Source organism: Saprospira grandis DSM 2844, from assembly GCF_000275825.1.
In the GTDB taxonomy this organism is placed as follows: Bacteria; Bacteroidota; Bacteroidia; order Chitinophagales; family Saprospiraceae; genus Saprospira; species Saprospira grandis_A.
Genome location: NZ_JH719942.1, coordinates 434,240 through 459,067, shown reverse-complemented (window position 1 = coordinate 459,067; position 24,828 = coordinate 434,240). Strand labels below are relative to the sequence as shown.

16 protein-coding genes and 1 CRISPR repeat array are annotated in these 24,828 nt (G+C 44.1%); of the genes, 14 read left to right on the top strand and 2 right to left on the bottom strand.

Annotated features, from left to right (window positions below; translation table 11 throughout):
• Positions 1–104 precede the first annotated feature (104 nt).
• Both SAPGRDRAFT_RS02320 and SAPGRDRAFT_RS02315 read right to left on the bottom strand, forming a co-directional pair.
• Positions 105–4,373, bottom strand: a complete 4,269-nt coding sequence (locus SAPGRDRAFT_RS02320; protein WP_002656872.1) for a PKD domain-containing protein — start codon at positions 4,371–4,373, stop codon at positions 105–107.
• 485 nt (positions 4,374–4,858) lie between these two features.
• On the bottom strand, positions 4,859–6,265 hold the full coding sequence (locus SAPGRDRAFT_RS02315) for an FAD-binding oxidoreductase (RefSeq protein ID WP_002656870.1): 1,407 nt from the start codon (positions 6,263–6,265) through the stop codon (positions 4,859–4,861).
• 325 nt (positions 6,266–6,590) lie between these two features.
• Between SAPGRDRAFT_RS02315 and argH the strand changes: the two genes are divergently transcribed.
• From argH to SAPGRDRAFT_RS02230, 14 genes are all read left to right on the top strand, one after another.
• Entirely contained in the window at positions 6,591–7,928 is a 1,338-nt protein-coding gene (gene argH, locus SAPGRDRAFT_RS02310; protein WP_002656868.1) for an argininosuccinate lyase, read from the top strand.
• 71 nt (positions 7,929–7,999) lie between these two features.
• Positions 8,000–8,962: an amidohydrolase family protein gene (locus tag SAPGRDRAFT_RS02305; protein ID WP_002656866.1), complete on the top strand. Its 963-nt coding sequence runs from the start codon at positions 8,000–8,002 to the stop codon at positions 8,960–8,962.
• Positions 8,963–9,395: 433 nt separating this feature from the next.
• Positions 9,396–11,543: direct repeats of the CRISPR family, unit length 30 nt; unit sequence CCTTTAATTGCACCTTTACGGAATTGAAAC.
• 519 nt (positions 11,544–12,062) lie between these two features.
• Positions 12,063–12,737, top strand: a complete 675-nt coding sequence (gene cas6 / locus SAPGRDRAFT_RS02295) for a CRISPR-associated endoribonuclease Cas6 (RefSeq protein WP_002656863.1) — start codon at positions 12,063–12,065, stop codon at positions 12,735–12,737.
• A 5-nt stretch (positions 12,738–12,742) separates the two neighbouring features.
• Positions 12,743–14,734 (top strand): hypothetical protein, encoded by a 1,992-nt coding sequence (locus tag SAPGRDRAFT_RS02290; protein ID WP_002656861.1) that lies wholly within the window; start codon positions 12,743–12,745, stop codon positions 14,732–14,734.
• A 60-nt stretch (positions 14,735–14,794) separates the two neighbouring features.
• Complete coding sequence (locus SAPGRDRAFT_RS02285) at positions 14,795–15,694, top strand: type I CRISPR-associated protein Cas7 (protein ID WP_002656859.1); 900 nt, start codon at positions 14,795–14,797, stop codon at positions 15,692–15,694.
• A gap of 188 nt (positions 15,695–15,882) precedes the next feature.
• On the top strand, positions 15,883–16,656 hold the full coding sequence (gene cas5b / locus SAPGRDRAFT_RS02280) for a type I-B CRISPR-associated protein Cas5b (protein ID WP_002656857.1): 774 nt from the start codon (positions 15,883–15,885) through the stop codon (positions 16,654–16,656).
• The gene (locus SAPGRDRAFT_RS02275) at positions 16,640–19,396 is read left to right on the top strand and encodes a CRISPR-associated helicase/endonuclease Cas3 (protein WP_037349741.1); all 2,757 of its coding nucleotides are present in this window, start codon (positions 16,640–16,642) and stop codon (positions 19,394–19,396) included. Before cas5b ends, SAPGRDRAFT_RS02275 begins: the two co-directional genes overlap by 17 nt.
• A gap of 36 nt (positions 19,397–19,432) precedes the next feature.
• The gene (locus tag SAPGRDRAFT_RS02270; protein ID WP_002656853.1) at positions 19,433–19,672 is read left to right on the top strand and encodes a CRISPR-associated endonuclease Cas2; all 240 of its coding nucleotides are present in this window, start codon (positions 19,433–19,435) and stop codon (positions 19,670–19,672) included.
• A 374-nt stretch (positions 19,673–20,046) separates the two neighbouring features.
• Entirely contained in the window at positions 20,047–20,565 is a 519-nt protein-coding gene (locus tag SAPGRDRAFT_RS02260) for a hypothetical protein (RefSeq protein WP_002656851.1), read from the top strand.
• Positions 20,566–20,737: 172 nt separating this feature from the next.
• The gene (locus tag SAPGRDRAFT_RS02255; protein ID WP_002656849.1) at positions 20,738–21,226 is read left to right on the top strand and encodes a hypothetical protein; all 489 of its coding nucleotides are present in this window, start codon (positions 20,738–20,740) and stop codon (positions 21,224–21,226) included.
• A gap of 57 nt (positions 21,227–21,283) precedes the next feature.
• Positions 21,284–21,952 carry a hypothetical protein gene (locus SAPGRDRAFT_RS02250; protein ID WP_002656848.1) on the top strand — a complete coding sequence of 223 codons (669 nt, stop codon included), beginning with the start codon at positions 21,284–21,286 and terminating at the stop codon, positions 21,950–21,952.
• Between the two features lie 326 nt (positions 21,953–22,278).
• A complete protein-coding gene (locus SAPGRDRAFT_RS02245; RefSeq protein WP_002656846.1) occupies positions 22,279–22,674 on the top strand; it encodes a hypothetical protein in 396 nt (131 codons plus the stop codon).
• 866 nt (positions 22,675–23,540) lie between these two features.
• Entirely contained in the window at positions 23,541–24,440 is a 900-nt protein-coding gene (locus SAPGRDRAFT_RS02235; protein ID WP_002656844.1) for a hypothetical protein, read from the top strand.
• Positions 24,424–24,786 (top strand): hypothetical protein, encoded by a 363-nt coding sequence (locus tag SAPGRDRAFT_RS02230; protein WP_002656841.1) that lies wholly within the window; start codon positions 24,424–24,426, stop codon positions 24,784–24,786. The genes SAPGRDRAFT_RS02235 and SAPGRDRAFT_RS02230 overlap by 17 nt, the downstream gene beginning before the upstream one ends.
• Positions 24,787–24,828 lie beyond the last annotated feature (42 nt).

Below are 24,828 nucleotides of genomic sequence, written 5' to 3'. Positions count from 1 at the left end.
CTGCTCGGCCCTTCGGCCTGCGGCCTCGGTCTGCCGCTTCGCGGCCCTGCTACAGCCCCTCAGCCTGCGGCCCTTTGGGCCTGTCCCATCCAAAACCCCAGCTTTTAGTAAATAATAGTGGCAAAGCCCTTAATTTCCTTTCTAAAGCCCCGGGCACCCGAAATCTGGACCTGCACCACATAAACGCCCGCCTGGCATTTGCGCCCATTGTTCTGTATGCGCCCATTCCATTCGGCTCTGGGGTCTGCCGTCCGAAATACTTCTTCGCCCCAGCGGTTGTAAATCCGCATATCAAATTGCTCGATAAAGTCTAAGTAGCCCTCGCCCCGATAACCATCGTTTTTGCCGTCATCATTGGGCGTAAAGGCATTGGGCAAGAAGTAAGTAATTTGCGGACTAATATCCACTACCGCCTGGGCCGTATCTGGGCAACCATTGCGATGATAAACCACTTGCTGGACCAAATACAAGCCCGTATCCGCATAGTTGTGTATGGGGTTTTGCTGCAATACTTGCTGCCCATCGCCAAAGTCCCAAGACCAAAGGTTGGCCCGCATCGATTGATCTGTAAACTGGACCTCTGGGTTTTGAAAGGAAATTTGGCCCCCATTAACCGCCGCAAAGCTAAAACCCGCTACTGGCTCTTCTAAGATATCAATTTGGGCCGAAAAGCTGTCTACACAGCCCGCAGCAGAATTGACCTGCAAAGACAAGGGATAACTGCCAAAACTGCTGTAACTCAAATCAGGCTGAGCGGCATTGCTTCGGCGACCATCACCCAAATCCCAACTATAGCTGTAGCCCTCAATAGGGTAGGGGTAGCCCTCAGGCATAGGCACTGTAGATGGACCACAAAGTCGCAGCGGCCGCAAATCAACCGGGAAGATGGGCTGGGGCCGCCAATATACACTATCGGTGGTTTGGTCCTGACAACCGTTTTCATCTTCTACTTCCAATTGGACCACATAATAGCCCGTGTCAGGGTAGTTGTAAAAATGATCCACTAAGGGGTCCGTACTGCTATTGCCATCCCCAAAACTCCAGAAGCTCTGCGTCAAAATACCTTCATTACTCGGCACCGAGAGGTTGCGGAAACGCATGGCCCCAATTTCACAGGCATCATACCGACTATCAAAACGGGCCTCGGGCAAACCATTCGCCTGAATGGTGTCATAGAAGGTCTGCTCACAACCTGAAGCCGTACGGACGAATAGGCTGGCGTAGTAGGTCCCGCCGTTCTCATAGACATAGTTGCTGTCAAAAGCCGTTGTGCTATTGCCATCGCCAAAGGACCAAAGGAAGCTGTAGCCCGGATAATCATTCAATATATTATTATCAAAGGTTACTGCCACTGGCACACAGGCCTCCGCCGAATGACTATTGACCGGAAAAACTGGGGCAGGATAATAAGGCATAAGCTGTATAGCCGTATCTCTACAAGCATTTATATCCTCTACAATGAGTTGGATGTAGTAGCTGTCTCTAGGCGGATAACTCATAACGGTATCCTGATGGCTAGATAAAACCGCAGTTTGCCCATTGCCAAAGTCCCAATCCCAAAGGCGAAGGCTATCCCCTGCTAGATTAGTTGTTGATTCTTGGCTAAAGAAGACCCCCGTATATTCGCAAGAATCAAAACTATAACTAAACTGGGCATTGGGGTTTTCATGCACCACAATTGTATCGTAAAAGTCGCCAGTACAACCCGTAGGGGAAAGGATGTATAAATGGACCTGATATGCTCCTGGCTGTTGATAGATATAAGAGGGACTGGCTGCGGTATCGCTGCCCCCATCCCCAAAGTTCCATTGGGTGCTATAGCCGTTAATCGGGTAGGAGTTATTGATAAAGTCTACATTCAAAGGCTCACAACCCACACTATCACTAACATCTACGGCCACAATGGGCGCAGGATGCCAGGCTACAGTCTGTACAACTGTATCTCGACAGCTGTTGGTGTCTTCTACAATGAGTTGGACCTCAAAGTCGCCCGCCAAATTATATAGATGGCTGGTATCTTGGGCGGATAAAATGGTCCCATCATCAAAGTCCCATTGCCAAAATTGCAGGGGCGTGCCTGCGGGGTTGGTCTGGGCCTGTTCATCAAAACTGACGGCCCCAATGACGCAAGGATCAAAACTGCTACTAAATTGGGCCGTTGGCAACTCAAAAATGTCTACGGTATCCAAAAAATTATCGGTACAGCCCAAAGGAGAGGTAATGACCAATTCTATCGGGTATACCCCAGCCTGCGTATAGATATGGCTGGGGCTAGCCGCCGTATCCGAGGCCCCATCGCCAAAGTCCCAAATGGTGCTATAGCCATTAATGGGGTAGGAGTTGTTGATAAAGCTAATGATAGAGGGCCGACAACCACTGTTATCCGTTAAGGTTACATCAATTACGGGCTTGGGATACCATTGAATGCTATCCGAAATCGTATCGGTACAGCCATTGATGTCCGCAATGGCCAATTGAACGGGATAGCTCCCCGCCAAAGCATATAAATGACTGCTGTTTTGGGTCGTTTCTAGGGTTCCATCCATAAAGTCCCAATTCCAACTGACAATAGCATCTCCCTGGCTATTGGGGCTAGAGGCATCAAAGAAATCTACTGCTTCATACTCACAACTGTCATAAGTGTAGCTATAAGCTGCGGTAGGCCCCTCATAAACTTCTATGAGTTGCGGCTGTAGGTCCTGACTGACACAACCCCAAGGCGAAACATGGGTCAAACTAACATCATATTGGCCCGGATTGGGGTAGGCATGGCCCACTGTTGGACTCAGATTGGAGCTGTCCCCATCGCCAAAGTCCCAAATGGTCTGATAGGCTGAAGTAAAGGGAAAGGAGCTATGCGTAAAGGTTGCATAATGCGGCTCACAACCATTGGGGTCGTCTACGGTAAATTGTGGAATAGCAGGCGGGTACCAATCTACAGGAAAGGCAACTTGCTCCTCGCAGCCATTGCTGTCCGTAACCACCAAATTGACCTGATATTGGCCTGCATTGGGGAAGAGATGGTTGGGGTTTTGTTGGTTGCTACTCGTCCCATCGCCAAAGTCCCAATCCCATTGGGCAATGGTTCCTGGCCCCCCAATAGTCGTCGAGTCGATAAACTGCAGGGGCGGCACGCTGGGGTTACAAGAGTCAATAACCACTCCCCAATTTGGAAAAATAGGCGGATAGACCTCTACGGTAATATAAGCCGTATCGGTGCAGCCAACTTGGCCCGGATTGGCCACCAACCAACCATTATAAACATCGGGGCCAGGAAAAACAATAGTGGGATTATTGAAGGAAGAAGTGGCCGCTGTGCCATTGTTCAAATCAAAATACCACTCATAGGCGGTAATGAGCCCCTGCGGGCTGGCTGTACTTTGGTTGGTAAACCGAAAGGTATTATCATCGCATTGATTGAGCAGAAATCCTTGGCCATTTGCACTCACAGAATCGGCAAAGATGGCGGCATTGAGGTTAGAAAAACAGGGCTCTACATTAAACTGAAAGTCTCTTAAGGTACTACTCAAGAGGTTGCCATTGGCATCAAACTCCGATACACAAACCCCCACTACATACTGCCCGATTTGTGTGGGCGTTCCCGTCAGTAGGCCCGTATTGGGGTCAATGCTGAGGGCGGGGTTGGCGGGCATGGGGTTAGTTGCCGACAAGCCGGCGGAAAAAGGCACATTGACATAGGGCGGGGCCGCTGGGGGAGAGGGCGCTGGGGCCAATGAAGAGCCTCCTGTAGAGGGCGTACAAAGAGAGTAGCGAAGCGTATGCCCATCTTGGTCCGTGGCTGCATGGTCAAAAACGAGGGGTTGGTTGGCGCAGATCACAATGGGCGGATAGTTGATGAAAGCAGGGCTGCTATTACAGGACAGCATGGCCGCGCCCGACAAAAATATGCTGTAGGTGGCTCCTACCGAACCTGGTTGCACTAGGTTATTGATGGTGTTGTTCCGACAACAACGCTGATAAGATATATAATAGCCATCGGCATCATAGGGCAGGTTGATGGTGGTGGTATAAACCCCCTCTTCCACCTCCACACTACCGGGACTGACCGACAAACAGGGGTTGCTCAGATCAATTGGGGCGGTAGTAATAACAGGGTTGGTCAAACTGAGGTTTTGGTAGAGCAAATTATTACTTCCGCTAAAAATCCCTAGGCTAGCGGGGTTATCAAAACCGGCTTGCCCATTGATGGCATCTCGGTAGACCTTGAGGGTGAGTCGAATACTCATCATTTGGGTGCTGCTATTAAACCCCAGGCATTCATAGCTAATGACGCCGCCCACAATATGCGTGGCTTGACTTTTTGGTCCAAATAAAAGCAGTAAGGCTAAAAAGAGTAGCGAAGAGAATTTCATTGATTTTGTTTTTTAGGAGGGGGAAGATAATTTGGGGCTGCCCCTTCGGCCCTTTGGGCCTTCGGGTCGGGCTCTGCGGGGGCTCGCAGGTCTGCTCGGCCCATCGCTTTTTTCGCTTTGCTCAAAAAGCTTGGTCTGGCCTGCGGCCACCCCCTACCATCCCTCAGCCGAGGCGCTCTGGGCGGAGATGGCTTTGCTAGAAGAGGGCGGGCCGGCTTGGCCGAAGCGCAGCTGGTCCATTTGGCCACAACAAGCCCTTTAGGGCGCAGCTGGTCCATTTGGCCTAGCGATGTGCAAGGGGGCGGCGAAGCCGCAGACCCAAGCCGCCGCAGGCGGCTGCAGGGCCGAGCAGACCTGCGAGCCCTGAAACGTAGCGCCGCAAGGCGAAGCCGCAGCGGAGGCCCCAAAACATCAGCAAACTTTGCTCCTTTATGGAGAAGATGATGTTGAGCGTTTAAACCTAGGGTTAGTTAAAATAGGCTGATCTATAGTACTTTATAGGGGTTGAGGATGCCTTTGGGGTCGAAACTCGCCTTAATGTTTTTGAGTAGTTGTAGAGCGCTGGGCGCAAAAGCAATGTCCATATAAGGGCGCTGTACCCAACCGATGCCGTGTTCTCCAGAAATGGTGCCACCCAAACTAGTGGTCAGTTCAAAGATTTCGCGGATGCCCTTGGGCAGTTCATTTTGCCAAGCGTCTTCACTCAATTGGCCCTTAATAATATTAACGTGTAAATTGCCATCGCCGGCATGGCCGTAGCAGATGGAGCTAAAGCCATATTTTGCGCCAATCTCTTTTACGCCCGCCAAAAGTTGGGGCAATTTGGCCCTGGGGACCACCGTATCTTCCTCCTTATATATAGAGTGACTTTTTACGGCTTGCCCGACATTGCGCCGACTTTGCCAGATTTGCCGCTGCTGCTCCTCATTGTCGGCAAAAAGGAGCTCGATGCAATCAAATTGGTCCAAGACCTCCTGAATTTTCTCGCAATCGGCATAAAGGGGGTCTAGATAATGCCCATCTACCTCAATAATGAGTTGGGCCGCTGTTTCTTCTGGAACGGGCAAGGGGCTGCCGCCCATATATTCCACCGCTCGATCTATAGCCGCCCGCTCCATAAATTCTAGGGCCGAGGGGGTAATTCCCGCCCGAAAAATAGCGGAGACGGCTGCGCAAGCCCCTTCTGCCGAGCGAAATGGGGCCAACATCAACAAGCGTTTGCTGGGCAAGGGAATTAGGCGAAGCACCGCCCGAACCACAATGCCCAAACAGCCTTCACTGCCCACGATCAATTGGGTCAAATTAAAGCCTGTCGAGTTTTTGAGGGTGTTGGCGCCGGTCCAAATAACTGAACCATCGGCCAAAACGACCTGTAGATTGAGCACATAGTCCTTAACCACCCCATATTTTAGGGCGCGGGGACCGCCCGCATTGGTCGCAATGTTTCCCCCAATAAAGGACCAGCCTCTGCTGGCTGGATCGGGCGGATAATAGAGGCCTTTTTCCGCTAGAGTGTTTTGTAGCTCTTCGGTAATGACGCCCGCCTCTACTGTAACTTGCAAATTCTCCTCATCAATCTCTACAATCTGCTTGAAGTTTTCCATGCTTAGCAAAACGCCCCCAGCTACAGGTAGGGCGCCACCCGCTAGGCCAGTGCCCGCTCCTCTGGGCGTAATGGGGATCTCATTTTCCCAACAATAACGAACAATAGCCTGCAGTTCTTCAAGTCGGGCGGGTTTCAATAGGATTTCGGCCAGAAAACAAAGGTCTTCGGTATGGTCCTGACCATATTGGGCCAAGACTTCTTGGGCGCTTGCTGCATTTTCGGGGGCCACAAACTGGGCTAAGGCCTCTTTTTCGGCTTCCGAAAGGATTCTTCTCTTGATGCTCATGTTTATACCGCTTTATATTATATGTATGATTAACGCAAAGAAAGAGATTATTGTTAAATGGGTCAAGTTTAATCAACTTCCTAAGGCTTTGTTAAGATTTTATCTGTGCTAGTTGCTTGGAATTTAGCCACGGAAGCTTACGGACATCTCGGATTGGTTCCCTGGCTCCTTTTTCTAGCCATTAACGCCCAACTAACAAAGGCTTAACATTAAATTAGGCCTTAAGATTTTAGTCCTTCTCTTTAAGGGCTTAGCTTTGTGCCAATTTAGGACAAAGTAGCCAAGAAACAGGTTGCTATTCGAAACAACAGATAATATCCCTCTTATGAAGCTTTGGCAGAAAGATGGCGTGGCGGTGTCTAAGGAAATTGAGCGTTTTACGATTGGCAAGGACCGAGAACTGGACCTCCTTTTGGCCAAACATGATGTTCGTGGAACATTAGCACATATTCAGATGCTAGAAAGCATCGATCTTCTAGGCAGCCAAGAGCTGCCTATTTTGCAGGCGGAACTCCGTAAAATACATGCAGAGATTGAGGCGGGAAACTTTGAGATAGAAGAGGGGATAGAGGATGTACATTCTCAGGTAGAGCTTTTATTGAGTCGAAGATTGGGCGATTTGGGCAAGAAGATCCATTCGGGCCGTTCGAGAAATGACCAAGTGTTGTTGGACCTCAAGCTCTTTATCCGAGAAGAGATACAAGAAGTTGTAGAGCTTGTATTGCCGCTCTTTCATACCCTTTTGCAGCAGAGTGAAAAATACAAAGAGGTCTTATTGCCGGGCTACACGCATTATCAGGTAGCCATGCCTTCTTCTTTTGGGCTTTGGTTTGCGGCCTATGCCGAGAGTTTGGTGGATGATCTTTTAGTGTTGCAGGCGGCTTTTAAGGTAGCGAATAAAAACCCATTGGGCTCGGCTGCGGGTTATGGTTCTTCTTTTCCTTTGAACCGTCAGATGACTACTGACTTGCTAGGTTTTGATAGTTTGAACTACAATGTGGTCTATGCCCAGATGGGGCGGGGCAAAACCGAGCGTTTGGTAGCTGAAGCCTTGGCTTCCATTGCGGGGACCTTGGCCAAGATGGCGCAGGATGTTTGTCTATATATTAGTCAGAACTTTGGCTTCATTAGCTTTCCGACTAGTTTGACCACGGGCTCGAGCATTATGCCACACAAAAAGAATCCCGATGTCTTTGAGTTGATTCGGGCCAAGTGCAATAAGATCATGGCCTTGCCCAATGAGATCATGTTGATCACGGCTAATTTGGCTTCGGGCTATCATCGAGATCTACAGATCATCAAAGAGAGCTTTTTGCCGGTATTTGCAGAGATCAAAGATTGCCTAGCGATCACGGATTACAGTTTACAGCAGATAAAGGTCAAGCAAAACATATTGGACCAAGAGAAGTACCGCTATCTCTTTTCAGTAGAAGTGGTCAATCAGATGGTTTTGGAGGGGATGACCTTCCGCGATGCCTATAAAAAGATTGGGGAAGATATTGAGGCGGGGCAATTTGAGCCGAGTCGAGATATTCAGCATCAGCATGAGGGCAGCATTGGTAATTTGTGTAATGATAAGATTGAGACCTTGATGCAGTCTACGCTCAAGGGCTTTTCATTCGATAAAATTGAGGCGGCATTGGCTGCCCTACTTAGCGATTAACTTTATATGGAGTTGGCGGAAACGTCAGCTCCTTTTTTTTTGTCAAATTTCTTCAAATAACAGCAACAGTTATGAATCCTAAGCAACTGGTTCAGGAAAAAATCAAAACATTAGGCGGATGGGTAAACACGCATGCGCATCTCGATCGGGCCTATACCCTTACGCCCGATAATTTCCAGTACAGTTATTCTTATCTCAAGGAAAAATGGCATTTGGTCGATGAGATGAAGCAGGCCGCCACGGTAGATGATATTTACCGCAGAATGTCGCAGGCCGTAGAGCTTTTTATTGAGCAGGGCGCGCAGGCCATTGGCACCTTCATAGATGTCGATGATAAGATTGAGGACAAGGCCATCAAGGCGGCCATGAAGATTAGAGAGAACTACAAAAACGACTTAGAGATTCGTTTTGCCAATCAGGTGCTCAAGGGCGTAATTGATCCCAAGGCCCGCAAATGGTTTGACATGTCGGTAGACTTTGTGGACATCATTGGCGGTTTGCCAGCCAAAGATTTTGGTCGAGAAGATGAGCATTTAGATATTTTGTTGTCTACGGCCAAGGAAAAGGGCAAATTGGTGCATGTACATGTAGACCAGTTCAATAGCGATGAAGAAAAGGAGACCGAGCAGCTCGCGCATAAAACCATAGAGCATGGCATGCAGGGCAAGGTATCGGCCATTCATTGTATTTCCTTGGCGGCCCATCCTCGTCAGTATCGGGAGCAGGTATATAAGTTGCTCAAGAAGGCGGAGGTACACATCATTTCTTGTCCCACGGCTTGGATTGACCACAACCGCAGTGAGCGTTTGGCCCCCAGTCACAACTCCATCACGCCTGTAGACGAGATGGTTCCGGCGGGACTCAATGTTGCTTTTGGCACAGACAATATTTGCGATATCTACAAACCTTTTTCTGATGGCGACCTTTGGACCGAAATGCGGGTCATGTTAGAGGCTTGTCACTTTTACAATGTAGAGGAGTTGGCCAAGATTGCCACGGTAAACGGCCTTAAAGCTTTAGGCATCGAGAAGTAGCGATTAGTCATTTCCAGCCACCCAATTAGAAAAGCCGTCTCTGTTTAGGAGGCGGCTTTTGCTGTTCTTCTTGATCTTATTATTTTGGGGCCCGCGGCCGTCTCGGCTATCGCCTCGCTTGGCCGCCGCTATGCTTCGGGGCTCACAGGTCTGTTCGGCCCTTCGGGCTACACTTCGTTTCGCCCTTGGTCTGGCGCTTTGCGCCACCCCTGCGCAGCGCTGGGCCAGCAGGCTAAATCTGTCGACCTCGCCTAAAAAGAGGGCGGAGAGTGGGGATATATTACAATAAATTTCTAACTGTTTGTTTTATAATGGTTTATGAATCTGTCGATCCCCAAGGGTTTTCCGGTTATTGGAGGTCGACAGATTTTGCTGGCTGAAAAAGAGCTGGAAAGGCCCATTTTTAGGGAATAAAAAGGCTATATTTGAACGGCCTTTAATTGCACCTTTACGGAATTGAAACAATACACCTCGAAGCGGGTGGAGTTGGTCGCAGAGCCTTTAATTGCACCTTTACGGAATTGAAACTAAATGTTGAGCCGCAATTTTTGCAGGTCCCTTCGCCTTTAATTGCACCTTTACGGAATTGAAACTCCACTAGAAAAGGTAAACGGTCTAAAACCATTTGACCTTTAATTGCACCTTTACGGAATTGAAACTACAGTCTAGTTAGCATACTCATATACAGTTATTTTCCTTTAATTGCACCTTTACGGAATTGAAACAAGAAATACTCATCGTCAATCTTGACAATCCTAAAATTCCTTTAATTGCACCTTTACGGAATTGAAACAGCAGTTCGAGAAAGGTGTAGTAATGAACCGCACTACCTTTAATTGCACCTTTACGGAATTGAAACAATTTAACTACTTGCATTTTGCTTGGGTTTTAGTGAACCCTTTAATTGCACCTTTACGGAATTGAAACAAGTAGAATGTAGAACCAGCTACTAGGCGATTCAACCCTTTAATTGCACCTTTACGGAATTGAAACACCGCTTGCTCCGCTTTGTCGCTCTCTAGGTCGATTTCCTTTAATTGCACCTTTACGGAATTGAAACATTTTGGCGAATACGCCAAAGCGGCGCTTTGATTTTTCCTTTAATTGCACCTTTACGGAATTGAAACGCGGGTTGAGCAGCTAGAGGAAGAGCTGAAGGCCAAGCCTTTAATTGCACCTTTACGGAATTGAAACTGTTTTGGCATCTGCCTTAGCCTTTTGCAAGTAACTCCCTTTAATTGCACCTTTACGGAATTGAAACTCCACTTGAGGCCTAAGCCCCTTGACTTGCTCTAACCTTTAATTGCACCTTTACGGAATTGAAACTAGATAGCGATGGGGCGGCCGATTTGCTTCTGATCCCTTTAATTGCACCTTTACGGAATTGAAACATTGAGACATCGTTCTATTTGCTTCATTGCCTTTGTCCTTTAATTGCACCTTTACGGAATTGAAACTTAGCCAAAGCACCTGCCAAAGACTTGAGCGGGCCCCCTTTAATTGCACCTTTACGGAATTGAAACTTTTCTAGGTCGAAATGTCCACTTACAATTTCTTTCCTTTAATTGCACCTTTATGGAATTGAAACTTTTTGGATGGGGTAAAGTTGGGGCATTGATGGCCCCCTTTAATTGCACCTTTACGGAATTGAAACAGGGTATCATCATCAAACTGGATAGTTTGGCGGCCCCTTTAATTGCACCTTTACGGAATTGAAACAAAGGAGCGAAAACGTGCTATTAAGCAAGGCAAAGCCCTTTAATTGCACCTTTACGGAATTGAAACATGTCTATATCTTCTATAAACGAAAGCCTTTTTGCTCCTTTAATTGCACCTTTACGGAATTGAAACACAGCATTAACCTCACAAATTCAACCGCTATAATACCTTTAATTGCACCTTTACGGAATTGAAACGCAAAAGCGGGTCTATCTACGTGCGGGATAACCCCTCCTTTAATTGCACCTTTACGGAATTGAAACCAGTCTCCTTTTTGTAGGATGGCCCCAATGGCCTTTCCTTTAATTGCACCTTTACGGAATTGAAACCAGCCATCTCGTTCTAGCTTTATCTTGATGGCTGTTCCTTTAATTGCACCTTTACGGAATTGAAACTAGGAGGTAACCAGCGAAGCAAGGCCGTAAACCTTGCTGCCTTTAATTGCACCTTTACGGAATTGAAACCACGGTTGTAGTAGGCCACTAGCTTAGTATCTAGCTCCTTTAATTGCACCTTTACGGAATTGAAACCCAATAAGCATAAAGCGGAGGGAATACCAACCAAGGCCTTTAATTGCACCTTTACGGAATTGAAACTAATTATCGGCAATTAGTCTGGCAATAGTTTGGGCCACCTTTAATTGCACCTTTACGGAATTGAAACGTTTTTCTAGCTCATTTTGTGACATAAGTTCAAGCTCCTTTAATTGCACCTTTACGGAATTGAAACTTGTCTAGGCAAGCCTGGGTAGTATAAAGGCCAAAGCCCTTTAATTGCACCTTTACGGAATTGAAACAAGCAAAGCTTTTGTATAACGCCACACGTCCTTACACCTTTAATTGCACCTTTACGGAATTGAAACTACCAAGTGGAAATCTGTTGGCTCATGTCGGTTACCCTTTAATATCATCTTCAACTACAGTTTTATAGCAAGAGAAAGCCCCAGAGTCATACTGCTTTGGGGCTTTTTGTTGGCTGAGGGCAAGGCTGGGATTGGCCCAGCGCTGCGGAGGGGTGGCCGAAGGCCAGACCGAAGGCGAAACGAAGTGTAGCCTGAAGGGCCGAACAGACCTGTGAGCCCCGCAGCATAGCGGCGGCCGACCGAGGCGAAGCCGAGCCGGCCGCGGGCCCCAAGAAAAAAATAAAAAAAAGAATAATAATAAGTTGCAATTCAATTATTGGGTCATTATTATTTCGCCTAACCTAAAAGACAGAAAAATAAAACACAAAGCCTCTTTTGCCATACTATATTTGGTTTGTAGGCTTCGGTTTTTTGAAAGAAAAACTGATTTTTTTTGCCCTTAGCTATCAATTGTCTGCATAGGGTGGATAGTTAGGGGGTAAGTTTGGGCAATTCTTTAAACGAATAAAACAAGGACCTATGAGAATCTACTTGAGCTGTAGTGCCGCCAAAGAAGCCGTTCCTTTTGGGCATTTGCCTGCTGTTGTTGGGGCTGTTCATAAATGGTTGGGCCCTAATAATGATTGGCATGGAGGGCAGGCTCTTTTTTCTTTTTCTAGTTTGCAAGCTGGGCGATTGAGTCGAGACAAAAAAAGCTTAGACTTTGGAAAAGGGGCCGACTGGTTTATCTCTTTTTATGAGGAGGAACAGGCCGAACGCTTTATTGCGGGGGTGCAAGAGGATCAGGAGTTTATTAGTGGAATGCGGGTGCGGGAAATGAGCATGCAGCCTTGTCCAGACTTTGAAGATGGGACACATAAGTTTTGGATGGCCAGTCCCCTTTTATTGAAACGGCCTCGTTCTCAGGCCAAGGGCTATGATTTTTTAACCTATGAGCAGGAAGATGCCGATGCGCTTTTGACGGAAAAGTTTCGGGCTAAGTTGGCTGCTTTGGGCTTGGCGAATCAGGAGGTAAAGCTGCGTTTTTTACGAGATCATGAACAGGCTAAAGTGCGCTTACTGAAGTATAAGGGCATAGCGAATAAGGGCAGTTTGTGTCCAGTAGAGATTAAAGGCTCGGCAGAAGCCCTGCGTTTGGCTTGGTTGACAGGCTTGGGGAATAGCACGGGAATTGGATTTGGCGCTTTAAAATAGGGGAGATGGTACAAGAAATAATTGAGTTTATGGATAAGCTGCCAGCGGCTATTTTGGCTAGAGGGCAGCGCTTGAAAGCAGGTATTCACTTTTTGGTTAATATTGATGCCGAACAGCAAATCTCCTTAGATCTAAAGGAGCACCAATGGCAATATATTCATGCTAAGGCCTCCTCTGCAGCCGAGGGCTGGGAGAAATTGGCCGAACGGCAAGAAAATGCTTGGATGGTGGATGCGAATAAAGGCTTAGATGCTCCTTCTAAAGCTATTCATAGTGCCCAGCTCTTTGCAGTGGCCTTCAAACGAGAAAACTATTTGGGGGGAAAGAAATATTTGGCCAATCAGCAAAAAGAAAAAAGTCAAATTTTTGATCGCTTTGGGAGCTACTTTGAAAAAGCCGCTAGTTTTTTGACAGAGGCCGAGCAGCAGGAGTTTTCCGCCGAATCTAAGGCCTTTCAGGCGCTTTTTGCTCCAGCAGAAGACTTACGTGGAGGTTATCCTTTTGTTTTTTTATTAGAAACTGCTTTGCGTCAGCGGCAAGAAAAGTACGAGTTGTTATCAGCCGATCTGGCCGAACTAGAAGGGGCGCTAAAAACGGCTAAGAAAGAGGAAAAAGCGGCTTTGGCGAATAAGGTTAAAGATCTTAAGCTAAAGCTACAAGTTGTAGAACCTTTAGCTGAAAGCGATTATATCTGTTTTTATCTCAATGTAGAACAATCAAAATTTGAGCAGGCGCATAGAGCTTATTTGGACCAAAAGCTATTTAATAGCGATAGTTACAATAGACAAAAGGCTAGCGCCAAAGATGAAAAGGATGTCTATGGCAGCAATAACTTCTATAATGGTTATGATGGCAAAAAGCCTTTTTTGCTGCATCGAACAGCCTACTTTAAATTGCCTTATCGGATTCATTTGAAGGAGGCGCATGCTTTGGATCAATTTCAAAAATTGTTGATGGGCAAAGAGGCCTTTACAAACCGAAAATTGGTCCCTAATCCTTTGCCGCTCTTTATTTATGAAGAAGAATTGCAGGCAGAAAGTCTAGCCCTTTTTGCCGAAGATGGAAGCATAGAGAGTTATGCTGAGCTGCTCAAGGGATTAGTCAAAAGGCAAAAAAATAAGGACAAAAGTCTAACTAACTTTTATCTCCTCTTTTTTGCCCGGACCAAAGATGGACTCTTTGTACATGAACTCGATTATGTAGAGCGCTTTAATTACTTTTTGGAAGAGGATGGAAAAAGCTGGATCGTCAGTGATTTGCTGCAACGAGATACTCGGCCCATTCAGTTAGTCAATCGCTTTGAGTTGCAAGAAAAACTTTTGCCGATCCTCTTTGATCAACGGTTTTTCCGAACCTCATTCTTCTTTGAGACGCCTGATAAAATAGCGGCAGACCGAGCGGCACTGATCGCTAAATACCAACAAGCTCTTTACGATTTTATCTATAAATCTAAAGCTATTGCCTTTCAGCAAGCAGAATTTAAATCGCTTTGTTTATCGGCCATTCAGCTTGACCTAAAAGATCGAGTAGAAGAATGGAAATTGGTGCAGAAACTCAATATCCTTTTTTCACTCTATGATAAATTTAACCCAAATCAATCTGTAAAAACAACTACTATGGCTAATCAACTGCAAGCCTATCAGGAACAACTAGACAATATGCTGAATAGCGAGGACTATAAAGAGGAGATCCCGCTAGAGGCTATGCTTTTTGCGGCGGGACAACTAGCGGCTTACTTAGAATCAAAAAGTCAAGCCGCTGGCCATAAATACCAACGCCTAGAAGCTTATTTGCAGCAGCAAAAAATGTCGGGTCTACAAGCCGTTGTTAGTGAGCGCTTCGCCCGATACAAGCATCAAAATTTTACCAAAAAGTTTGAGCGCCTAGCCGCTTTGTTGCTGACTTACCCCAATGAGCACAAAATTAAGGCAGGACAGCCGCTGTTTCTAGCGGGCTTTTTTGCCAAAAATAGGCTTTTCTCTAGTGCTGCCGATTAAAATCAATTCTACCATCCATTAAATTATCTCTATTGTTTAGAGATGTAAATACATAAAGATATGTCTAACTTTAAAAATCGTGTTTTTGGCTGCGTTATGGTCAAAGCCCTCAATGCTAGCTATAATGCCGACTTTAGTCAGCAACCTCGTCGTTTGCCCAATGGAACAGTTTACGCCACAGATAAGGTGCTCAAGTATTCTATCCGCAACTATTTTAAGCAGGCCTTAGGGGAGCGAGTATTCTATTTTAGTAGCCATAATAAGGACTTCCAACCTCGAAACTTGGATGAAACCTATGCTTATCACTTTGATGCAAAAACGGCTAAGGATAAGAAAAAGGTGCTCGAAAATTTATTCACTTGCCTTGATGTGCGCCTATTTGGTGGTACTTATGCCAGCAAAAATGCCAACCTTTCTATTCATGGCAGCTGTCAGATTACGCCTGCCCTCAATCGCTTTCCCGAGCAAATGATTTATAGCGAGCAGATTATGTCGCCTTTCCGTAACTCGAGCAAAAGTGATAGCATGCAAACGACCTTAGGGACACAGTCTCGCTTGCAAGAGGGCCATTATGTGCACCATTTTTCCCTCAACCCCAAAAATATTGAAAGCTTTAAGGAGCAATTGCCCAACTTGCAGCTCCTTAGTCAGGAGGATGTCCGCAAACTCAAAGAAGCGTTAAGAAGAGGGGTAACTTATTATGATTCGGCCTCTAAAATTGGCTGTGAAAATGAGCTGATGATTTGGCTAGAGCTCAAGGAAGGCGAGCAGATGGTTTTGCCCTCTTTTGTAGAACTGATCGAAATGACAGAGGATAAAGTACTAGATCTTAGCGCACTAAGTAGAATTTTGCAGCGCCCAGATGTACTAGCTGCCACCGAAAAGCTAGAGATCTATACCAATATTCCCAAAGAAAGCATTAAGGGATTGATGGAGCATGCTCAGCTTTTAGCGCTTTAAGATTATTTTTTGGGGCCCGCGGCCGGCTAGGCTTCGCCTAGGTCGGCCGCCGCTATGCTGCGGGGCTCACAGGTCTGTTCGGCCCTTCGGGCTTCACTTCGTTTCGCCCTCGGTCTGGCCTTCGGCCACCCCTCCGCAGCGCTGGGCCAAATGGTCACCACACTCCTAAACTTATTCACACAGAAAAGATGACTAAAATTATATCTATAGATTTAAAAGCTCAATTTGGCTTTTTTAGAAAGCCAGAGACCAATAATAATATTAGTCTGAGCTACAATTTTTTGCATCGGCCTGCGGCTTTGGGCTTAGTCGGGGCCATTTTGGGCCTAGAGGGTTACCAAAAAGAAGGAGAACTGCCCGCTTATTATCAGCAGCTAAGCCATCTCAAAATGGCTATTGCTCCTTTAGATGCCGAAAACTGCCATTTTGCCAAAACCAATATTAGGTACGTCAATAAAACGGGCTTTGGCCAAAAAAACAGTACGCTTATTTTAGTAGAGTCTACGCTCATTGCCCCAGCCTATCGCTTATATTTTCTTATCGAAGAAGGCGATGAGCTGGCCCAAAAACTCGATCAGCGCCTGGCTCAACAGCAAGCTTATTATTTACCCTATTTTGGCAAAAATGAACATGCGGCCTATTGGGAAAATTACCAAAGCTATGATTGGGAGCAAAAAATAGCCGATAAACAATATCGAATCCGTAGCCTATTTAGAAAAGAAGGTCAGCGCCTATTGGGCCAAGCAGGCGCCCTAGCGCCTAACCGAAGAAGCCGATTTGGCGCCAACTTTAGTAGTGGAGGAAGCCTTTACTTTGAGCGCCTTCCGGTTGATTTTGACCAAGAACTACAACAGTATATTTTAGAAGATTTTAGCTATACTAGCCATCTGCTAAAGCCCGATTTTCAGCCCCCACAACTTTACTTTTTAAAGGAAGAACAACAGTATGTCCAACTCTACTAAACTAAAAAGTTGGGCAACTTTGGCCCAGGAGGTGAAGGGACCAGCAGATTATTTGGCGCAAGCCGATGTTTATTTGGCGCATCGCTTGGCCCATAATCAAGATAAAGAAACCTTAGCGGAGCATATAGATTGCGTTTTGCAGCAGTCTTGCCGCTTATTTGAAGCCCATCAGCTAGATGGGGTTGTCGATCGCTTGCTTTTGGCTGTTTTTGAGGCGTTTTCTAAAGAAGAACAGCTTCAATTAGGCAATCGGGCCAAAATATGGATGTTGAATGCGGTTGTTTTCCATGATTTTGGAAAGGTGAACCCCAATTTTCAAGTGGAGAAAATGAAAAATCCACAATTCAAAAAATTGGCTAAGCATAGCTTTAAAAGTTTTCATGCACCACAATCTGCTGTTCTTTATTTGGTCCAAGCCTTGACCTCCCTAGATGAGGAATCAGAAGAGGATGATCACTTTTTTGCTTTAATTAGCCTAATTTATGCCTTCTCACAAAGCATATTAAAACATCATGCTAGCGCTTTAGAGGATTACAAGATAGAACAATGGGACATCTGGCAAGAGGCTGACTTAAGCCTATATTTTGAAGCTTATGCTTGGACGCAGAAAGAGCAAAGGCCTTTATTTAGCCTAAATGAGCTCTATGGCGAACTAAAAAAAAATCACTTAAACCCTCAGGACAATTTCCCTATTTATGCCTTGAGTCGCTTATTGTTTTCTGTGCTTACTGCTTCAGATTATTTGGGTACAGCTCAATATATGCAATCCCTAACTGCCGAAGATTTTGAGTTGGGCGTTTTTTCTAAAGCCCGAAAAAATGAGTTGGCCCAAACCCTAAAAATATCAACGGCTTATAATAAAGCGACTTATGAGTTGGCGGAAAATCAGGTTTCATTGGTTTTGCCGAAAGAAAAATCGCCTTTGGCGCTGAATCAATTGCGGCAGGCTATGGCGGTAGAGCTTTTAGACCAATTAAAAACTCTAGAAGAAGAAGAGCGGCTTTACTATATAGAAGCACCTACAGGTGGAGGCAAGACCAATTTGTCGGTCCTAACGGCAATGCGCTTGCTAGAAGGCTTCCCAAGGACCAATAAAGTCTATTATGTTTTTCCATTTACTAGCCTCATTGAGCAGACTTCAGAAACGCTTGTTCAGCTATTAGGCCTGAGAGAAGAAGAGTGGATTGCCCTGCATGCCAAAGCCGATTTTAAGGCAAAAAAGGCTGGAGATACAGCAGAAGGACAGGCTAATTATGGGGCAGATCAGATGAATTTTATTGATTATCAGTTTTTGCATTATCCCTTAGTCTTACTTTCACATGTCCGTTTTTTCAACTTTTTAGTAAGTCCAAAAAAATCGGATAACTACATTTTACATCGTTTGGCCAATTCGGTGGTTGTTTTAGACGAAATACAGTCTTATCCACCTGATCAATGGGACAAGTTATTCTATTTCATTAGTAAATATGCGCAGTATTTTAATATGCGCTTTGTCCTGATGTCGGCGACCTTGCCAAAGCTAGAAGCACTAATTTTAGAAAAAGGGCTGCTTCAGGAAAAGGTGAACTATTTGCTTAAGGAGGCCAAAACAAGGTTTTTTCAAAATGCCAATTTTGCCCAGCGGCTTCGCTTTGATTTTGGTCTCTTAGAAAGAGAAAACATTAGTTTAGACGATTTGGCGCAAGAGGTTTTCAGGGCTTCTGTTGCTTATAGCCAGTTAGATTTGGGTAAGGCTAAACCCAAAGGATCGGTACACAGCATTATTGAGTTCATTTTTAAGAAATCTGCTGCCGAGTTTATCCTGAAAATGAAAGAAGATGCGGAAATTGCCACTTTTTTCGACCAAATATTTTTGTTGTCGGGCACTGTTTTGGGCCCCCGAAGAAAGGCGATTATTCACTATTTAAAAAATCCAGAGTATAGAAATCAACGGATTTTAGTGGTCAGTACTCAAGTTGTAGAGGCGGGAGTAGATATCGATATGGATATTGGTTTCAAAAATCAGTCGCTGCTAGATAGTGATGAGCAATTGGCAGGAAGAATCAACCGTAATCTAAAAAAGGAAGGCGCCGAACTCTACTTGTTTAAGCATAATGAGCCCAGGGTACTTTATGCTAATGATTTGCGCTACAAAATGACTAAGGATCTTACCCAAGAGGATTATCGTCGAATATTAGAGCAAAAAGATTTTGATTTTCTGTATCAAAAGGTCATGCTTGCCCTCAATGAGTGGAATAAGGGGCTGCTAAATAAAAATCTAGCGAGTTATTTGCTCCATTTGCAGCAATTGGACTATCAGAAGGCGCAAGAAGATTTTCAGTTGATTCGCCAGAAGAATATCAGTGTTTATGTTCCTTTGGTCCTGCCATTTAATGATTTGGGACAAGCAAATTTTAGTGCAGACCAACGATTGTTTTTAGAGCGCTTTTGCCCAGCAGCCATTGGTCCGGAAGGAGTAGATGCGGCTGAAGTATTTGCTGTTTATCTGGCCTTGATATTAAATCCAGCAGAGCAGTATATCCAGCAGCAAATTTTGCTCAAGCAATTGCAGGCTATTATGGCCAAATTTGTTTTCTCTTTATTTGATACTCCTGCTTTGAGAATGCAGTTAGCGCCTTTTATTGATCCAGAAAAATCGGAATACGGTTATCTCTATTTATTGAATTGGGAGAGCCTATATAGTGTAGAAGATGGCTTAAACGAGCAGCAGTTTCAGACTAGTGAACAGCAATTTTTATGAGTAAGAAAAAAATAGCGCCTTTTTTATATCAATCTTATGTGGTTTGCACAGGGCTGCATAGAGTATCTCACTGCTCGAAAAACGACTTATGTAGAAGCTTTATCTGCGGAAGACATAAAGCAAATAGAAAAAGAATTATCCATGTTGTTGGCCGAGGCCAAAGAGATAATGGATGAAGATTATGATAGTCTCATTATTTTCAAGAGTCGTTCTGATCGATGGTTAGAAAAAGAGGTCATTGGTCGGGAGCAAAATGATTTGGATTGTTTTCTTTAGGGGGCTTATTTTTGGGGCCCGCGGCCAGCTCGGCTATAGCCTCGCTTGGCCGCCGCTATGCTGCGGGGCTCACAGGGCTGTTCGGCCCTTCGGGCTACACTTCGTTTCGCCCTTGGTCTGGCGCTTCGCGCCACCCCTCCGCAGCGCTGGGCCGCTCAGCTGTCTTTTTTCTTTTGGCTTTCTTCTTTGGCGGTTGGGCAGTTTTGAGCCCTTAGAAGCAATGAAAGCGAAGAAGGACTTTCTCCTTCAGTTCGCTAAAGTCAGCAAGCCTGGGCTTCAGCCTAGGGCGCTAAGCATAGCCGCTATTGACTAAGCTTAAATATTCTAGCAGTTAATCACTTTATGCTGATTTATCCAAAAACTAAATTTTAACCATGTTAAAACTAAATTTTAAACCTATTGATAAGCCCTTGGATTATTTGATAGATTACTATTATTATTATCTTCCTTTTATGATTCGTTTAAGAGAAAATCTTAGGGGGGATTCAATATTTATTGATTTTTTTAGTGAAAATAGTGGAGTATTCATTCAATCCGCTTTTGACTCTTGCAGTAAAACTCTGTCTAGAATGGATCTCGTCTCATTAAATAATGAAAAAATAAAAAAACTAGAGGATGATGAATTTAATCGTTTAGAGTTGAGTGATGAGTTTTATAGCTGTTCTCTAGGGATAGAAATAGACGATGACCTTCAACATCATAGGTTGGAGATGATGACTGCTTTTATGAACGAAACGGCTATGCTTATAACGATTGGAGAAAGTAGGGGGCCAATTAAGTATTACCGAATAAGTGAAAGTATTTATCTTGGAACAGACCCTGATTCATGTTGGTGCGCCATCTTGCTTTTAGATTTAAGCGAAGCGGATATTAGAGAGATTAAGTTGCTGTAGAAAGCCTTATTTTGTAGTTATGGGTTTAGCTAACCTTTTGCTCATTTTTTTGAAGACTTAGCCATGATATTTTTGCTTACCAAAAACTTAAATCTACGGGGCTTATCTAATCCCTAAGGTCGAGCTGAGGCTATTGATTAAATGATTTTTTTTTAAAAAAAGTAAATAAAATATGAAAGGTGTAGTGGTGCTGATTGTTAATTGTTTATTTATAGCGTGTTTGGGTTGTACAGATGGGAGTGAAGCACAAGTTGTTTCAATAGAGCCTTATTGCTGGTGTTTTCTATTGGCGGAGGGTTGTATTACATATGATATTGAGGATATTACTCCACCACTATGTATGACCTATTCAGACATAAAACCAGATCAAATTTTGAGTGATAAATCATATGCTAAAGCAATAATAAAGGATAGTTCGAGGTTAAGTGAGTTTCAGGAAAGGGTCTTGAAAAATAGTATTAAATCTCATTTGAGTGTTGGTGTAGATTCTAGATTGGTTTTTTTGATTAGGAGTAGCGATAATATGAAATCAGATACATTTGTTTATATTAATAATGAATATTACTGGTTGAATGGGTCTTATTACAAAAGTAATTCAAATGATATTGACAGCATTCTTTATGAAATAGGGAAGGGATCTTTTTGTTATTGTGAACATTGATATAATTCACCTATATACGGCTTCGCCCATTTGGGATCTTAAAAAAACAATAGTTTTATGAGAATTTTGTTAATTTTGGCTTGTAAGTTTTTAATTGTAAATTCTTTTTTTGCTCAAAATGAATTAAAGGGCGTTTATTCGTATTTCGATAGCGTTACTTTTGCGAGAAGTGAGATAGTGATTGATTCTTTAGGGATGTTTAAGCTTTTTGTAAAAAATGACTTTGAATTGGATTATCATATTTTCGGAAGAGGAGCTGTTGATTATAAATCAGATAAGAGTTTTGTATTGAATTTTGAAAAAATTAGTGATCGGTCTGAATATAGTTTGGCCGAATGTGCTGATGTGATCGGTCAAAAAACACAGATTCGATTTAATGATCTTTCAGAGTACTCTAAAGATAGTAGTGCTACAGTTATGTATGACGTTGAAATAGATGGGAAACGATTATTTATCAGAAAAGAAATTAGTAGATCAGGAGTTATTTTATTGTCAGAGCAGGCTAAAGTTTTATCCTTGGAAATAAAAAAGAAAAATTATCATACAATTAAAATAGATATAAGTAAGTTGGATGGAAAATGTTTAGATCTGAGAATGTTTTTTATCCCCTATCCTGAAATGGTAAAAGCTAGACGATACTACTCTGAAGTATCTTTAGAGGGGGAAATATTGTCCCTAGACACACTCTTGTTAGTTAATAAGTGGAAATATATTAGGTCACGCTAAGTAATTATCCGTCTAAATTGATAGTATCAACTGTCTTTGCTCTAGTAGCCCTATCTACATTGATGTGCAGCTGGGGCCTCCCGCCTTCGGCGGGCGCTACGTTCCGCAGCTCGCTGTTCGCTCGGCCCTGCGCAAAAAACAAGTTTTTGCTGGGTCTGCGGCTTTGCCGCACTGCCTACCATCGCTAGGCCAGTCGCTTCGCTCCCTCTAGGCGCGGGAATTTAGTGCTTTATTATACGACTTTTTTCTACCTTAAACTATTGTCCTAATTTGGGGGGTAAGGGCAGGAGTAAGGCCATAAACAATAGTAAATCACTTAAATTGATATGCAAAAAATATACTTATTTCTATTACTTAGTTTAGGTAGTTGTTATCAAATTATGAAGCCTGCACCTAAAGGAATTTACGGAGAGTATTATTACTCAATACTGTATACTACACCTTTAAACAGTCAGGAATTATATGAGAGAGCAACTTCAAGCTGTGGACTCTTTAGCATTAAGGACTCAACTTATTGGGAGTGTAAATTTACTGATCTTATTGAAGAGGATAGTTGTGATGAAAAATTTTTACTAGGCATTTATCCATTTGATTCTGTTCTGCAAATTAAGTTGATACAGGTTAATGGAGCTACAACTAGCGATGACGCTCTTTTTCAGAGAAGGAAGAAGTTTTATAAAGAAAAATTTGAAAAAGTTGTCTTACCTCATTTCTTAAACTAGGTATTTCTCCAGACTAGTAGGCCTATTACCTTTAAGACTAGCAATCTTAGTTGTGTTAATGGGTAGTTGGGGCCTCCCGCCTTCGGCGGGCGCTACGTCCGGCAGCTCGCTGTTCGCTCGGCCCTGCGCAAAAAACAAGTTTTTGCTGGGTCTGCGGCTTTGCCGCACTGCCTACCATCGCTAGGCCGTTTGGCCTTCGGCCATGGCGGCGAAGCCGCCTGCTGTTCATCGCCTAGGGGCTTGTCCCAAGGCAGCAAAAAGGGGCGCACAGAAGATTTTTGATTAGTCCCTCAACTTTTTCTTGGGTTTTGCGGGAGAGGGGGCAGATAAGAAGTTTTTTATATGAAAAGGAGGTATTAGGTTTTTCGGTCCTGCGGCTTTTAATTAGTCCCTCAACTTTTTCTGGGGAGAGGGAAAAGAAGCCTCTTCAGAACTAGTTGGTTTTGGCCCCATGGGCTGAAGCCCATGGTTGTGGGGCTATGCAAAGAGCGGGCTAAAGTCCTTCTTTGCTTTTTGTTAGAATTCGTTATGGGCCGATGGTTTCAACCATCGGCTCATTTTTGTTGCGTTTAGTATGGCCGCTTTTGTTGCTCTAGGTTTCAACCTAGAGCTATATATCCATCCTACAGGCGGCGAAGCCGCCGCAGGCTTAGGGATGGAAAAGGGGGCGGCGAAGCCGCAGACCCAGCAAAATGAGCGTAGCGAATTTTGCGCAGGGCCGAGCGAATAGCGAGCTGCGAAACAGCCCGGCCCGCCCATCGGGCGGGCAAGCCCCAAAAAAATGAATAAACTTTAAGATATAACTTGCATTTGCGAAAAAAAGCCGTTAGCTTAGTCGTATCTAGTAACCGTAAAAACTTTAGCGTATGGCTTTTAAATCTAAAATTAAGTTAGAAGAGCTAAAAGACTTGACCGAAGTGCAGTACATCAAGTTGATTGAGCGAGAGGTGAAACGGGCGGCTGCTTTTGGGCAAACTGGCGTTATCGTTTTATCTGATTATACTTTTAGTTGTGGTTCGCTAGGGACGTTAATTTTGCTGGGCAAGTTATCTGGCCCATTAATAAAATATTATAAGGGACTAAAAACTGATCGAAAGGCAGAAAAAGACTTTGCCAAGGGGGTCTGTTATTTTCAGGAAGTAGAGGGGGAGCCGCCCATTATGCGTATTGCCTTAAATGACGGCAAGGGCAAGCCTGCAAAGATGAAGAAAAACGGCAAAAAGCTATTTAAGAAATTGGGCTTTGCGGTAGACATCTTTAAGGGAGATTTGGGGCTACAAGAAGTAGGTCTAGAAGCAAAAGAAATTGACCAAATAGAGGCCGAAGTAGACCAAGAAAATGATGATCAAAAGATGATTAGCATTATCCGAGCCTACAAGAAAACCTTTGCCTTGGTCGCCAATAATGTTATTCCCATACTTAAGGCCAAAACGCCAGAAAAAATTGAAGAGCGACATTATCAACTATCACTTCGATTACTAAAACTCTCTAAATCCCTGCAAGACAAACTGCAAGAAATTAGTGAGCAAAAACAGCAGAAATACAGCGCTTTTGTAGCAGAAGCTAAGGCCAAAGAGCCTCGACTCATTAAGATTGTGGCCAAGCTAAAACAGCATTTAAAAAACCGTACAGTAGAGGGGAATTTGGATGAAGTGAGGGGGGAACTCCACCGCTTATTAAATGACTTAAACCAAAGTTCGAATAAATTAGAATCACTTAAAAATGAACTTAAAACTAAATTTAAAGACTATGGAATATCCATCTAAAATGAGCTTGCTTCTACTAAGCATGAGTAGCCTTTTATTTTTCAGCAGCTGTGGGGAGGAAACCCCTCAAAAAACTAAAAATAAGGATAGTCCAGCCAAACCTATTGTTGAGGGCGATACAACTTGGACCGATGGGAAGATTACAGAGTTATCTAGCAGCAAAATTGAAAATGACACAATGGAAGTAGCGCTGATGGTATATCATCCACAGAAAGAATCTAATGATGCGACTATAAGTATATATAAAGAAAGTTCAATGTATAGTTTTGGTAGGAAAAGATTATTAAAATCCATCTCTACTTCTAAGCATTACTCTAGGCCTTGTTGCATAAATCTAACAAGTTGAAAACCAGCTAATTAAAAAAAACCTTGTGAATTAGGCATAAAA

What these genes read in the sequence shown, in the direction of transcription:
- SAPGRDRAFT_RS02320 (WP_002656872.1), bottom strand. Translation starts at nt 4,373, where the DNA reads ATGAAATTCTCTTCGCTACTCTTTTTAGCCTTACTGCTTTTATTTGGA.
- SAPGRDRAFT_RS02315 (WP_002656870.1), bottom strand. Translation starts at nt 6,265, where the DNA reads ATGAGCATCAAGAGAAGAATCCTTTCGGAAGCCGAAAAAGAGGCCTTA.
- argH (WP_002656868.1), top strand. Translation starts at nt 6,591, where the DNA reads ATGAAGCTTTGGCAGAAAGATGGCGTGGCGGTGTCTAAGGAAATTGAG.
- SAPGRDRAFT_RS02305 (WP_002656866.1), top strand. Translation starts at nt 8,000, where the DNA reads ATGAATCCTAAGCAACTGGTTCAGGAAAAAATCAAAACATTAGGCGGA.
- cas6 (WP_002656863.1), top strand. Translation starts at nt 12,063, where the DNA reads ATGAGAATCTACTTGAGCTGTAGTGCCGCCAAAGAAGCCGTTCCTTTT.
- SAPGRDRAFT_RS02290 (WP_002656861.1), top strand. Translation starts at nt 12,743, where the DNA reads ATGGTACAAGAAATAATTGAGTTTATGGATAAGCTGCCAGCGGCTATT.
- SAPGRDRAFT_RS02285 (WP_002656859.1), top strand. Translation starts at nt 14,795, where the DNA reads ATGTCTAACTTTAAAAATCGTGTTTTTGGCTGCGTTATGGTCAAAGCC.
- cas5b (WP_002656857.1), top strand. Translation starts at nt 15,883, where the DNA reads ATGACTAAAATTATATCTATAGATTTAAAAGCTCAATTTGGCTTTTTT.
- SAPGRDRAFT_RS02275 (WP_037349741.1), top strand. Translation starts at nt 16,640, where the DNA reads ATGTCCAACTCTACTAAACTAAAAAGTTGGGCAACTTTGGCCCAGGAG.
- SAPGRDRAFT_RS02270 (WP_002656853.1), top strand. Translation starts at nt 19,433, where the DNA reads ATGTGGTTTGCACAGGGCTGCATAGAGTATCTCACTGCTCGAAAAACG.
- SAPGRDRAFT_RS02260 (WP_002656851.1), top strand. Translation starts at nt 20,047, where the DNA reads ATGTTAAAACTAAATTTTAAACCTATTGATAAGCCCTTGGATTATTTG.
- SAPGRDRAFT_RS02255 (WP_002656849.1), top strand. Translation starts at nt 20,738, where the DNA reads ATGAAAGGTGTAGTGGTGCTGATTGTTAATTGTTTATTTATAGCGTGT.
- SAPGRDRAFT_RS02250 (WP_002656848.1), top strand. Translation starts at nt 21,284, where the DNA reads ATGAGAATTTTGTTAATTTTGGCTTGTAAGTTTTTAATTGTAAATTCT.
- SAPGRDRAFT_RS02245 (WP_002656846.1), top strand. Translation starts at nt 22,279, where the DNA reads ATGCAAAAAATATACTTATTTCTATTACTTAGTTTAGGTAGTTGTTAT.
- SAPGRDRAFT_RS02235 (WP_002656844.1), top strand. Translation starts at nt 23,541, where the DNA reads ATGGCTTTTAAATCTAAAATTAAGTTAGAAGAGCTAAAAGACTTGACC.
- SAPGRDRAFT_RS02230 (WP_002656841.1), top strand. Translation starts at nt 24,424, where the DNA reads ATGGAATATCCATCTAAAATGAGCTTGCTTCTACTAAGCATGAGTAGC.